We start from the raw sequence: 12,314 nt of genomic DNA, 5'->3' as shown, positions 1-12,314 counted from the left end.
AAACTATATGTCAGATAAGGTAAGTATCGATCAATCAGGTAAGTTGCAGGTTCCAGATCAGGTAACCATTCCGTTCATTATCGGTGATGGTATCGGACCGGATATTTGGCGGGCTTCGGTTCGCGTTTTTGATTCCGCAGTAGAGAAATGCTACGGTGGAAAGCGGAAGATTACTTGGAAGGAAGTATTGGCTGGAGAGAAAGCATTTAACGAAACTGGAAGTTGGTTGCCGGATGAAACATTGGCAACCTTCAAGGAATATTTAGTAGGCATCAAGGGTCCGTTGACCACACCGATCGGTGGAGGTATACGTTCTTTGAATGTTGCCCTGCGCAAGGAACTGGACCTGTATGTGTGCCAGCGGCCGACCAAGTGGTATGAAGGCGTGCCTTCGCCCGTGAAGCATCCGGAAAAGGTGGATATGGTCATCTTCCGCGAGAATACGGAAGACATTTACGCAGGGATTGAGTTCGCAGCGGGAACCGCTGAAGCGAAGCAATTGCAGGACTTCCTGAAGGAGGACCTGGATGTGGATTACAATTTCACGAATACGACTGGGGTAGGCCTGAAGTTCGTGTCGGAGGAAGGATCCAAGCGCCTGATCCGTGCGGCATTGGAATTTGCCCTCACGGAGGGACGCAAATCGGTAACCTTGGTCCATAAGGGGAACATCATGAAATATACGGAAGGTGCCTTTAAGAACTGGGGCTATGAAGTGGCGGAGAAGGAGTTTGGCGATCGCGTATATACCTGGAACCAATGGGAACAAACGAAAGTTCGCGACGGACAGGACGCTGCAAATGCCGAGCAAAAGGCAGCAGAAGAAGCAGGTAGATTAATTGTAAAGGATATTATCGCGGACAATTTCCTGCAGCAGATCTTGCTCGCACCGCATGATTATGATGTCGTGGCAACGTTGAACCTGAATGGTGATTATATTTCCGATGCTTTGGCGGCCATGGTCGGTGGAATCGGTATTGCGCCTGGTGCCAATATCAATTTCAAAACCGGACATGCCATTTTCGAAGCAACGCACGGAACCGCTCCGCGTTTCGCCAATACCGACACGATGAATCCTTCATCAGTAATCCTATCGGGTGTGATGATGCTGGAATATATGGGCTGGACCGAAGCTGCCGATGCCATTGTAGCAGCCTTGGCACAGACCATTAAGGATAAGACTGTAACGGTCGATTTCTACAACCTGATGGAAGGCGCAACCCTATTGAAAACATCGGAATTTGCAGATAAGATCATTGAAAAGCTATAATGCTTTTGTAAATAACGTAAAAAAGCTGAACTTTAAGGTTCAGCTTTTTTTATGCAGATAACAGAAATTCCACATTTTATCATCCATGCGGGTATCTTCAGTCAGGAAGACCTGGAGCAATTGGCGCGCATTGATCGGGTTCCCACGGATCAGGAAATTGATGCCTTTCAATTCGAACCTGAGGTGCAGGAACTATTGAATGCTTTCATCGGCGATGAAACAACACGTAGAACCCATCAGCTGCTGAAGGCGAAGGAATACCTTGCGCATGGCGAGCTGGAAAAGGCCTGGAAAATGGCCTTGCTCTAATTTTAAAATCACACAACATATTATATGTCATTTACCTACAGACAGATTGAAGAAGCCCATGCGAAGGTGAAAACCGTTGCAGATTTCCCGGCGTATATCCAAGAGATTCGTGAGCTTGGAGTCACGGGATTTGAGTTCCACGTTAAGGACGGGAATGAAAAGTATATCGGCGAAGGAGGCTATGAAGTATATTCGCATGCGAAATACCCGCCAGTGGACATAGCAGAAGAAGTGGACCTACCGACGTTCGCCAAGGCATTGGTGGACCATCAAGAAGGAAAGACAGATTTCCCGCAGTTTCTGGTGGATTGTGCCAATACGGGTGTCCATTATTGGCATGTGGACCTGCAGAAAGGTACCTGCACGTATTTTGATGGCAAAGGCGAGGAGATTCTGGAAGAGGAAGTAAGAGGGTAGAGGGTTGTCACCCGCTGGCGATCAGTGTTCCCCACGGGCGGCCGGTGTTACCCGCTGGCGCAAGTGTTGTGGGGGTGGTTTGTTTTACCCGCTGGCGCAAGTGTTGTGCGGGAGGCCTGCGCAGTGGATCACTTGTGCCCGGGGCACATTATGGGCACAAGTCCTCCACCGCACCGCCCACAACAAATGACGTGCGCCAGCGTACAGGCTAAAGCATTTTACCCGCTGGCGCAAGTGTTGTGCAGGAGGACTGTCCAGTGGATCACTTGTGCCAGGGGCATTTTTTTCACCGACCGATCATTGAATTTCTATGCGCCACGCAACCCCAGAGGGGTTGAACTATTTTAGCAAGCGCCATACATATCCCAAAGCCCCAGCACCCCGTTTTTTGGTTTGCTTTAGCAAACCAAAAAACGGGGTGCTGGGGCAATTTTACCTTTACGGGGTTGCATGGGTATTAAATTCCTGGATGGTTGTATGAAATGTAAATTGATTTGGGGTGCCTACGGCATGTTTTGAGCACAAGAGATCCACCGCACAATTCCCACGCACAACTCTTGCGCTAGCATGCGGTTAGGGCGTTTAAGTGATATAGGGGGGAGAAAATGGAAGCGCTTCGCGCTTCCATTTTCTCCCCCCCCCATATCACCAATTTTTCCAAGCCAAAACCCGCTGGCGCAAGTGTTGTGCGGAAAGCCTGTGCAGGGATCACTGCCCGGGGCACGTATAGGCACAAGTCCGCCACCACACCGCCCACAACAAAAGACGTGCGCCAGCGTACAGCCTAAAGCATATTCACCATCTTTCCCCCTAAAATTCCCCAATTCCGTAACGAACCAAACCCGTAGATAATTTGTATATACGCCCAAAAACGCCTTTCTGTATACTATTTTAGCCTATTTTATTCACCAATCATTTACACTCGATAATTAAGCCTTTTCGTGGATTCTTTTTTGTTCACCTTTATCTGGAGAACACGATTATGAAAAGATTAAATTTTAGAACGTTAGCCGTTATGTTCGGCTTGATGCTGGCACTGTCCGCATGTGATAAGAAAGAGATCGAAGTTGTTGAACCGGAACCTGAGGAACCGACGAAACCACCGACACCAAAACCGCTTACCTTTTTCTTTGCGGGGTATTCATACGGGACGGATTACAAAGCTGCCGATCGCAGGGCCATTCTCAGTATCAACGACTCTGTCGTTAGGCTGTCGCCGAATATGCGGTCCGATGCCGTTGCCATATCGGCTGTCAATTCGAAAGAAGCCCACCTGACCGGCTATCAGGTCACTGCAGCAGGGACCAAGCGTGCAGTTTATTGGAAAAACAATAAGATCCAATACCTTTCCGGGGCCAGTAAAGACAATACAGGGAGTGCAATCCATGTGGTGGGTAGTAAGGTGTACATCGGCGGTAGGGTTGATACGTTGAATGCCTATAAACTGGTGCTCTGGACCAATGGCGTTGCTTCCCGTAAGGGGTGCTGCTTGGTACAGTCCGGTTTGAATTCCATTTCGGAATCGAATGGTAAACCTGTGGTTGCGGGCCGTTTTGCGAGCAATGCCTTTATGTTTGTCAACGGAATGGGCATCGCATTGGCAGGTCCCAATACCTATGCAGATTACATCCATGCCATCGGCACGGATATCTATGTCCTGGGCAAGGAAACAGTCAGCGCATCGTCCGATGCAGCCATGGTCTGGAAGAACGACAAGGAAGTATTCAGGTTGCCTTTTGGTGATTTTGCAACAGACGTGTTGGGTACCATGGCCGGAAAAGACTATTACTTTGTCGCGAATATCCAGAAGAATGGGAAGCGCATCGCCGTGGTGTACAAAAATAAAACCAAGCTCTACCAACTTTCCCATACACAGAATCTAGAAGCAACTGCTATTCAGGTGGTCGCAGGAAAGGTCTATGTCCTTGGCAATTACCAGAACGGACAAAAATCCACCGGTGTACTTTGGACGAATGGAAAGCCTAAGGTATTATTTGCCGAAAGCAAGAAAATCTATCTGCATGATTTTGTCATAAAATAAGAATGCACTAACTATTTTAAACCCAGTACGTAAAGCAAAAGGCCCTTAAGGAATCTCAAATCCATCAGGGCCTTTGTTGTATTATAGCTATTTGCTCGCCGTTAACCCGGTTAGGGATGCAGGCAAATTTAGTCTTGAAACATCAAGCGGATCGTCGTGCCTTCGCCCAGTTTACTCTTGATACTGATATCGATTCCCAATTTATCGGTGATCCGTTTTACGATGGCCATACCAACACCGGAACCATCAAAGTTCGTTGAGTTGGACATGCGCTTAAAGATCTCAAAAACCGTTTCCAGTTCCTCTTCAGCCATACCGATTCCGTTATCCTGAATCGTATAGATGGTGCCGTTGTTCGTTTTTGCGGAAGATACCTGGACGACTGGATTTGGCGATTTTGACGAGTATTTAATCGCATTGCCAACCAGATTCAGGAAGAGCTGATAGATCAACGTTCTTTCCCCTTTCACAGGCACCAAGTCACCCAATTGCACATCAACATGTAGTGCCTGGAACCGGTGCTTGCTCATATCGACAATCTCTTGGATAAAATTCTCCGTTTCAACGGTCTCCACATCGAAATTGAATGCGCTAGCCTTGGAGAATTGATGAATCTTATCGAGCATGTTCAGGATGATATCCACGGAATCCAGAATATTCTTGGTCATCTTGGCCATGGCCTCCGGCTTCACCTCCCGCTTGAACTGTAGGAATTCCGTCGAAAGCTTAATCGCCGATAACGGATTCTTCAGGTCATGACTGATGGTATAGGCATAGGTATCCAGCGCGTTGTTCCGTTCGATAAGTTGCTTATTGAGGTTATCGATCTCCGTGGCCTTATTGATCAAACCCTCTCGCAGGACATGCTTGATGCGTTCGATGAACAGCAATTGGCGGTTGGTCCATTTCGGCGATGTGCCGCTGACCTGTTCGCGCCAGCTGTTGAACGAGGTGCGTGGCGATGGCTTCAGTTTATTGATTTCCTTATCCAATTCATAGAATTTCTCCGGTTTACCGGCCCAATTGCGATCCAGAAGAATTTCCTTCCGGAACCAGATAATGAAAAAGGATCTGTTCTCGTCGATCTCGGAAAAAGCAATCCCTTGAAATTGGCTACCGATGACGGCAGAGATGGCCGGATGGTGATTGCTTAACGAATTGTCCGTAAATAAGCCATCCTTCGCTTGCTCGCGTAGTAGGGGCAATACCGAACGTAACACTTCTTTGTCGATCGTTGTCCCTTCCAAGTGGATGCCATCGTCAAAGCCAATGGCGATGCCATCTGCGCCAAGCATCTCCTGCAGATGTGAGGCATATTGTTTCAGTTCAGGAAAGAAATTGCTCTTCAATAGGACTTTCTCCTTTAGGAGCAGTACCAATTCCTGGACCTCCTGTAGATATTGGATGCGTTTCTTATCCTTCAGTTGCTGAAAACGATTTGCCGCAAAATTGGTCAGCATCAAAGCGAACGTCCTGCTCTCCCGATCGATGTGCAGGGGTGTCCGATGCTGGCAGCAAATCAACCCCCAAAGCTTTCCATTGATCATAATCGAAAAACTGATGCTGGATTCGAAACCCGCATTGCGGATGTATTGCAAATGGATAGGTGAGAGGCTTCGGATGGAAATCGTCGACAGATCTATATCGTGCTGCGCATTGGAAATAAGTCGTGCCGGCGTTTGGTTCACGTCAGCAATAAAGCGCACATGTTTTCGTTTATAGAGTTCCCTAGCCTGTTTCGGAATGTCAAATTCAGGATAATTCAATCCCAAGTAGGAGTCCAATTCCGGAGACAACAGGGTTTCAGCAACAACAACACCACTACTATCTTCATTGAACTGGTAGACCATAACCCGATCGACCAGTAAGTTTTCGGAGATAACCTTACTCAATAACTGCCATACATGTTCTTTTTCGTACTGCAGTTCCATCATTCGGTTATTGAAAACCGAGAGGGGAAGTTTTTCTTTCCTGGTACAGCGCTCAAATTCAAAGTAATACAAATCGTTCAGCTGACTGAGTGTGAAATGCATGGACTGGTCAGCAACTTCAACCAACTGTGCAGACTTTCGTTCTGTGACGGTAGAATGGATAAATTCCGAAATAATTTTTCCATGGAGATCCAATAGATTCAACTCCGCTATATTGCGGTCAATTATCGTTGACAAATCAATGCCTTGGACAAATTGGTCAAAATTATCACTTACAGCCAATATTTTTCCGGATGAATCCGTAACCAACAAAAAACCGATAGCTTGTACCTGGCCTAAGAATTGAATACGTTCATCCTCACAATTGATTTTTTCCATGAAATAGTTAGTAATGTAATGCCAAGCTATTCGATATGTCGTGCCCAACACGAATAAGGAACGGGTGCAAGGTAGGTAGAATATTTTAATTAATCCGTATTAATACGAAGTGGTAACATTAATATTTCAATTTATAAATCTTTATAACTAACTATTTTAAATAATTCTTGTTCTTTAAGAAACATCAAGCTATGAAATGTTCAAAATATTTAAAAATTGCGCTAGGTTCAGCATTGCTGCTGAGTCCATTTATATTCGCTGCCTGTAAATCCGTAAAGGTACCTCCTGGCGTCAAGGTAGTGGAGAATTTCGATATTAAATCCTATTCAGGAAAATGGTACGAAATCGCACGCTTTGATTTTAAACACGAAAAGGATATGGATCAGGTGACTGCTGAATATACCCTGAATGAAGATGGCAGCGTCAATGTCCTGAACAAAGGTTTTGACACAGTAAAACAGGAGTGGAAAGAATCGGAAGGTAAGGCGAAATTTGTAGGAGATACGAATAGAGGTGCCCTAAAGGTTTCCTTTTTCGGACCTTTCTATTCGGGCTATAATGTGGTAGCTATGGATCCTGCCTATGAAAATGTACTGGTATTTGGTGAAAGCACCGATTATATCTGGTTCCTGTCCCGTAATAAAACCATGCCGGATGCCGTGAAAAATAAATTCATGAAAATGGCGAAAGATGCTGGTTATGACCTCAATAGACTGGTTTGGACCAAACAATAAGCTCGAAAACTTCGGATAAATAAGTTAGGTGTAACGCATTGATTTCCAGTGTTGTTTCCGGACCTTGTCTGAGGTGAGAGCGTGGTGAGAGCGTACTGAGAGCGAGGTGAGAGCGTGTCTATAGGCACGCTCTCACCTCGGTAGCACCGCGGATGCAGTACGCTAGCACCTCGAACAAGGTCTATACTAGCAAAAAGGGCATTTCTGTTGCCAATTCGGCTTGCAAAAATTGCAAGTTCTATCATAAATAATTGAAAATGTCAACATGCGACAGCGTGTCAACGGTTTGTTTTTCGAAATAAAATCAAGGATTCCTTAACAAGTTGTTAAAAAGGATGTGATTTGTAAGAGATTGATGGTCAGCGAGTTGCTTGTTGGTCCCAAGGTAAGCAATAAATGGATAGTATGGAAGAAATTGTTGGATTATTTTGTTTTTCGGCAATCTGATCCTTCGGAGCTCTTAATTATAAAATTTGGTAACATCCATAACGAACCTATAGTGTAGTACTAATGTTGAAAAAGCCGGTTAGCGAAATGCTAATCGGCTTTATTTTTAATTGTTGTTGGGAAATTCTTTCTTAGCTCAATTCAGTTTCGGTATGCAGCGGACACTGCCAACTGCCATTGACACGCGCCCAAGCGGAAGTGCAGGCACATTTGGATCGCTTCATTTGGCCATCCATGGTATGTTCCAGCTCGATGACATAGCCCAGCACAACGTAATCATCCGAAATCACCGATACCTCTTCCTGGCTGATATCGATAATGTTCATCTGCATATCCTTCGCCTGGGCAAAATTTTGGGCAAAGCTATCCTCGTCCATGTTCCGTATACCTTGATTACTGGCAACGATACATGGGAAAAAAGTCAGTTCCTTGACTGTTTCAAAATCGTGGTTGGCCATGGCCTCCCAATATTTGCGTTCGATTGTTAAGATTTCGTTCTTCATCGTGAATGTTCTTGGTGTATACCCTAAAAACAGAATAGATGAAGAACAGTTTGCCGAATTTCGAATTAGGATCGCTGAAATCCGGTGGATTTGGTTATGCGGATCTGGAAACCTTGTATTCTTTCAGGATTCCCTGCAACATTTTGCGCGCCATATGGATGCGTGTCTTAACGGTGCCATCTGGAATCTGCAGGTATTCTGCAATCTCATAGTATTTGTAGCCTTCGAAGTGCATCACGAACGGGCGGTAGTACATTTCCGGCAGTTTCTGGAGCGCATACTGGATGTCATCATTCAGGAATGCATTCTCTACATTGTTCTTTACCGAAGACTTGATCAGATCGGAAGGTGTAAATTCCTCCTTTTGAGTCACTACGGAATTCACGATGGATTTCTTGCGGTAATTGTTAATGAACGTATTGCGCATGATCGTGTAGATCCATCCGGTCAAATTGGTACCCTCTTTAAAGTTATCTATATAGCGATAGACCTTGATCAGGGTGTCCTGCAATAAATCCTCTGCATCATTATGATCCTTCGTGAAGTTTTTCGCGTACTCTAATAATACATTGGACTGCTGCATTACATCTCTGTTAAAATTGAACTTGCTCATATAGTTAGTAATTAAATCGTGTGTACCCTATATAGACAACAAGCATGCTGAAAAACAATATAATTTTATTGAAAGAAAATAAATCGTTAAATGGTTCAAATTTAGCCCGTTAAGACCGTTTTGATTTATATGTTTAAAACATATATATCCTTTATAAATCGATTTCTGTTCACATTATTGGACAATTTACGTGACAGAAAAATTGAATTTTAACATTTCCTTAACATTTGAGGAAGTCAGAGGTCCAAATTGATTACTTCATTTCTTTTCAGGAATTGCAGCGAACTAAGGGTATAGAAAAAAATTGAGATAATGCTTCCCCTTTCATCACCTGATACAACAGATAAAATGTATAAAAAAAGTGTAAATAGGGTTATTACAAGAATAAAGATGCCTTTCATTTGTTTATTTAATTGGTTATGGTTGAATTTAATCAAAATATTTAACATTGGGTAAAAAATCTCATATCTAACTTTTTGTAGGGTATAAAGCGCTGTTATTGGTAAACATATTTTAGCTAACTTTGCAGCTGAACAATCTTTTAAATATTCAGCAGTGTCCATAGATAAATTGAAACTTAGTAAGCGGCTACAGGCCAACATGAATGCCTTGGGTTATTTTGCGGCGAAGGAATTCCAATTGAAAACCATTTCGCGCATCATCGGTGGGCATAGCCTGATCGGTATTGCGCCGGAAGGGGCCGGCAAGACGACTTCCTATGTGCTTGGTGTCTTGATGCGCCTAAAATACACGCAGGATGAAGCACCGAAGTTCTTGATCCTGGCTCCCAATGAGGAGCGCATCAATGAGATCGTGGACCGTTTCTATACCATCAGTAAGAATAAGGACCTGCATATTATGGGATTGAAGACCAGTGGCGGCATGGAAGAGGAAATCGAAGACCTTGTCCGTGGGGTGGATATCGTTGTGGCGACGCCAGCGCGGGCCCGCGCGGTCTACCTGAAACTGGGGCTCAACCTGAACCGCATACAGACCTTTATCATTGATGATGCGGAAGAAATAGTAAAACAGGGGATGCAGACCAATGTCCGTGAACTGGCGCAGAGCTGCGGCAAGGTGCAATACCTCGCGTTCAGTACCGTTGAACATGAGAAACTACACTTGATGATCGACGACTTCATGGCCTTTGCACCGGTATTCGAAGTAGAGGAACTTGCAGAAGAGGTGGCCGAGACGCATGAATTGATGCTGTACCAGGTGCCGAACTTCACGACCAAGATCAATCTGCTGAACGATCTGATGCGCGATGAAGAGGTGTTTGATAAGGTGGTCCTCTTTGTGAACAGCAAACAGACCGCACATAACCTATTGAATAGACTGCACCTGAAGAAAGGCGAGGCGGCGATTCTAAACCCAATGTTCTTTGAAGATGAAGGCTATGAAGATGTGCAGGTGTTCAGACAAACATCCAATACACGTTTACTGATCGTAGCTAACGAGGGCGCAGGCGAATTGGACCTGCAGGGCATTCCTTTTATATTCCATTTTGAGATTCCTGAGTCAACGGATGAGTTTATCAAGCATGTCCTGAAGACCGACGATACAGAGGCGATTGCCATCACATTCGCGACAGATCTGGAGCTTCCCGAAGTGAAGAAGATCGAGCAGAAGCTGGGCAAGAAAATGCCGATTATGCCTTTACCGGATGATCTGCATATCTATAAGCCATCGGAAATTACGCGCGAAAAGGTGGAAGAGGATAAGAGCCGTGGTGGTGCATTCCATGAAAAGAAAGCCAGCAACAGCAAAACGTATAACTATGGCAGTGGCGAAAAGGCACGCATGACCATGCGCAACAAGAAGAAGTAACAAGGCATTCATCGAATAGCGATCTTAAAGACTATAGGATATCAAGGCCTAACCGTATCGGTTAGGCCTTTTATTTTTCAGGGTAAGTAGGGACAAATATGTCAGGTGATTTTAAGGTTGATTCTCGGCGATGCAGCGAACGACATAGCTGATGGTGGTATTGGAATTATTGGGCACCTTATCGACGATGAAATTTCCATCCCGGACCAAGCTCAGGCGAGAGACCGTATTGGAGCTGCGGAAATTGCTGAGCCAATAGAGGCCGTTTGATCCTCGGCTGGACAGGCCCGCAAAGATATAGGCATTCATGGCGTTGGTACCATCGGTAGTAGTACCGCCGGAATTGTACATCCCTTGCGCCGGAAAGACCATGGTGACACTGCTCTTGCGCTTGCTCGTGAACACCTTGCCACTGTCGTAATTGGAGGCACCTTCCGTCCAAGTTCCGGTATTGGTGATCAGCACATTGGTCAATAACTCCTTCATTTCAATTTTTGTAGGGACACGATAGCCCGTCGGGCAAGGGTCATTGTCGGTATTCTTCTCCGGTTCGGTATCCGTACCTGTATTCCACGCATTCTTGACATTGAAGGCGATGCCCGACCAGTTGGGAGGCGGTGGCTGGATGCGTAGACTGCGCGCCGGAATATTCGAGGTGCCATCACCAAAGGAAACCATCCGGCCCCATTGGTGGTAATTGCCATGTTGTTCGGAAGTAATGGGGATTTGTTCAGGATTTTCCGCAATCGCGCCCACATTATGGCGCATCCAGATCTGTCCGCCAATGCGCACGGCCGGCAGATCCGCATGAGAGAGGTAGCCATCGTTCGGCACGATCGTCAATTTCAGGTTGTACCGAAACCCGGGGAGCACATGCATACCGGACAGCGCCTTCACATTGCTCATGGCGATGTGGGTGATGTCGATGCTGCCCAAGGTGAGGCTGGCACTGCTGCCATCCGTATTGAAAAGCACTGGCGCCGCAGTGGCAACCATGGCCGGCAGCCCACTGAAGGTCAGGTCCAGCTCTTCGGGAGTGCCCGAGTGCACGATCGTGCCATCGGCAAGGTTCATGCTTGCCGTCGGATAATGGGGCGTCAGGCTGGCCAAAAGCGTCGTGATGTTGTAGCCCGTCTGCTGTGCATCGATGGTCGTGGTGATCTCGCTGACCCTGTGCCGGAGGATGATCGCCAAGTGGTTCGGGTTATTCCCCGTAACGGTCATGTCTTTCCGGAAGTACATCAGTTCCAATTCGGACCCAGCGGTTGAAACGATGGCCTCGTCCAGCGTTCTTTTGGTCCCATCCCGATAGGAAAGATTCGGCAGTGCCGTGGTGCTGTTGATGGAATAGGCGATAAAGGTATAGGCCGTGCCACCATCCAAGAGCAGTTCCGGCGTATGCGATTCTTGCGTGTACACATAATCCCGTTCAGCCACATATTCGCCATTGCTTTTGAATACGACCAGTTTGTAGCGGATATTGGGCGTCAATGGCGTCTTGACCACGGCAGCACGCAGGGGATTGCCGGCGCTGATGGGTTGTCCCTTGGAGGCAATAGACCCAATGGGAATCAGCGATGCCTGCAAAAGGTAATCCGAATTGAGTGTAATGGTCTGCCGCGCTGCACCGGGGTCGATCGGTGAACTCGACCGCTGACCCAGCATGCCTTCATCGGCATAGACGGCCTCCGACAGGCGAACCATCACCAAGGCTTCGCCTTTTTTTGTTCCTTCGCGTCCGGTGTCCTTACACGAAATAACCGAACAGCAAAATAGGACAATAATAAGGGAGTAGAAAGTTGGACTGAGGTTGCTGAAACGTAACATAATGGTTTGGATTT

General features: G+C 46.2%; 10 protein-coding genes. 6 read left to right on the top strand and 4 right to left on the bottom strand.

Annotation, left to right across the window (positions count from 1 at the left end):
- The first annotated feature begins 7 nt into the window (after window positions 1-7).
- The 4 genes from icd to G6N79_RS13290 all read left to right on the top strand — a co-directional run bounded on the left by icd (window position 8) and on the right by G6N79_RS13290 (window position 4,037).
- A complete protein-coding gene (gene icd, locus G6N79_RS13305) occupies window positions 8-1,270 on the top strand; it encodes an NADP-dependent isocitrate dehydrogenase (protein WP_103905263.1) in 1,263 nt (420 codons plus the stop codon).
- A gap of 51 nt (window positions 1,271-1,321) precedes the next feature.
- Window positions 1,322-1,579, top strand: a complete 258-nt coding sequence (locus G6N79_RS13300) for a hypothetical protein (protein WP_103905264.1) — start codon at window positions 1,322-1,324, stop codon at window positions 1,577-1,579.
- A 24-nt stretch (window positions 1,580-1,603) separates the two neighbouring features.
- On the top strand, window positions 1,604-1,996 hold the full coding sequence (locus G6N79_RS13295; RefSeq protein ID WP_103905265.1) for a DUF1398 domain-containing protein: 393 nt from the start codon (window positions 1,604-1,606) through the stop codon (window positions 1,994-1,996).
- Between the two features lie 982 nt (window positions 1,997-2,978).
- Entirely contained in the window at window positions 2,979-4,037 is a 1,059-nt protein-coding gene (locus tag G6N79_RS13290; protein WP_146060569.1) for a hypothetical protein, read from the top strand.
- Window positions 4,038-4,165: 128 nt separating this feature from the next.
- Here G6N79_RS13290 and G6N79_RS13285 read toward each other — a convergent pair whose 3' ends face one another.
- The gene (locus tag G6N79_RS13285; protein ID WP_103905267.1) at window positions 4,166-6,346 is read right to left on the bottom strand and encodes a GAF domain-containing sensor histidine kinase; all 2,181 of its coding nucleotides are present in this window, start codon (window positions 6,344-6,346) and stop codon (window positions 4,166-4,168) included.
- A 191-nt stretch (window positions 6,347-6,537) separates the two neighbouring features.
- On the opposite strand from G6N79_RS13285, the gene G6N79_RS13280 reads away from it, so the two are divergent.
- A complete protein-coding gene (locus tag G6N79_RS13280) occupies window positions 6,538-7,080 on the top strand; it encodes a lipocalin family protein (RefSeq protein WP_103905268.1) in 543 nt (180 codons plus the stop codon).
- Window positions 7,081-7,658: 578 nt separating this feature from the next.
- Here the strand turns inward: G6N79_RS13280 and G6N79_RS13275 are convergent.
- Together G6N79_RS13275 and G6N79_RS13270 are read right to left on the bottom strand one after the other, a co-directional pair.
- Window positions 7,659-8,030 carry a nuclear transport factor 2 family protein gene (locus tag G6N79_RS13275; protein WP_103905269.1) on the bottom strand — a complete coding sequence of 124 codons (372 nt, stop codon included), beginning with the start codon at window positions 8,028-8,030 and terminating at the stop codon, window positions 7,659-7,661.
- 94 nt (window positions 8,031-8,124) lie between these two features.
- Window positions 8,125-8,643, bottom strand: a complete 519-nt coding sequence (locus tag G6N79_RS13270) for an RNA polymerase sigma factor (protein ID WP_103905270.1) — start codon at window positions 8,641-8,643, stop codon at window positions 8,125-8,127.
- 555 nt (window positions 8,644-9,198) lie between these two features.
- Between G6N79_RS13270 and G6N79_RS13265 the strand changes: the two genes are divergently transcribed.
- Window positions 9,199-10,473: a DEAD/DEAH box helicase gene (locus G6N79_RS13265; RefSeq protein ID WP_103905272.1), complete on the top strand. Its 1,275-nt coding sequence runs from the start codon at window positions 9,199-9,201 to the stop codon at window positions 10,471-10,473.
- Between the two features lie 111 nt (window positions 10,474-10,584).
- On the opposite strand, the gene G6N79_RS13260 is transcribed toward G6N79_RS13265, so the two are convergent.
- Complete coding sequence (locus tag G6N79_RS13260; RefSeq protein ID WP_103905273.1) at window positions 10,585-12,300, bottom strand: FISUMP domain-containing protein; 1,716 nt, start codon at window positions 12,298-12,300, stop codon at window positions 10,585-10,587.
- Between the last annotated feature and the right edge of the window lie 14 nt (window positions 12,301-12,314).

The organism is Sphingobacterium lactis, from assembly GCF_011046555.1.
Taxonomy (GTDB): Bacteria; Bacteroidota; Bacteroidia; order Sphingobacteriales; family Sphingobacteriaceae; genus Sphingobacterium; species Sphingobacterium lactis.
This window is presented reverse-complemented; position numbering and strand designations above follow the sequence as displayed.

What these genes read in the sequence shown, in the direction of transcription:
- icd (WP_103905263.1), top strand. Translation starts at nt 8, where the DNA reads ATGTCAGATAAGGTAAGTATCGATCAATCAGGTAAGTTGCAGGTTCCA.
- G6N79_RS13300 (WP_103905264.1), top strand. Translation starts at nt 1,322, where the DNA reads ATGCAGATAACAGAAATTCCACATTTTATCATCCATGCGGGTATCTTC.
- G6N79_RS13295 (WP_103905265.1), top strand. Translation starts at nt 1,604, where the DNA reads ATGTCATTTACCTACAGACAGATTGAAGAAGCCCATGCGAAGGTGAAA.
- G6N79_RS13290 (WP_146060569.1), top strand. Translation starts at nt 2,979, where the DNA reads ATGAAAAGATTAAATTTTAGAACGTTAGCCGTTATGTTCGGCTTGATG.
- G6N79_RS13285 (WP_103905267.1), bottom strand. Translation starts at nt 6,346, where the DNA reads ATGGAAAAAATCAATTGTGAGGATGAACGTATTCAATTCTTAGGCCAG.
- G6N79_RS13280 (WP_103905268.1), top strand. Translation starts at nt 6,538, where the DNA reads ATGAAATGTTCAAAATATTTAAAAATTGCGCTAGGTTCAGCATTGCTG.
- G6N79_RS13275 (WP_103905269.1), bottom strand. Translation starts at nt 8,030, where the DNA reads ATGAAGAACGAAATCTTAACAATCGAACGCAAATATTGGGAGGCCATG.
- G6N79_RS13270 (WP_103905270.1), bottom strand. Translation starts at nt 8,643, where the DNA reads ATGAGCAAGTTCAATTTTAACAGAGATGTAATGCAGCAGTCCAATGTA.
- G6N79_RS13260 (WP_103905273.1), bottom strand. Translation starts at nt 12,300, where the DNA reads ATGTTACGTTTCAGCAACCTCAGTCCAACTTTCTACTCCCTTATTATT.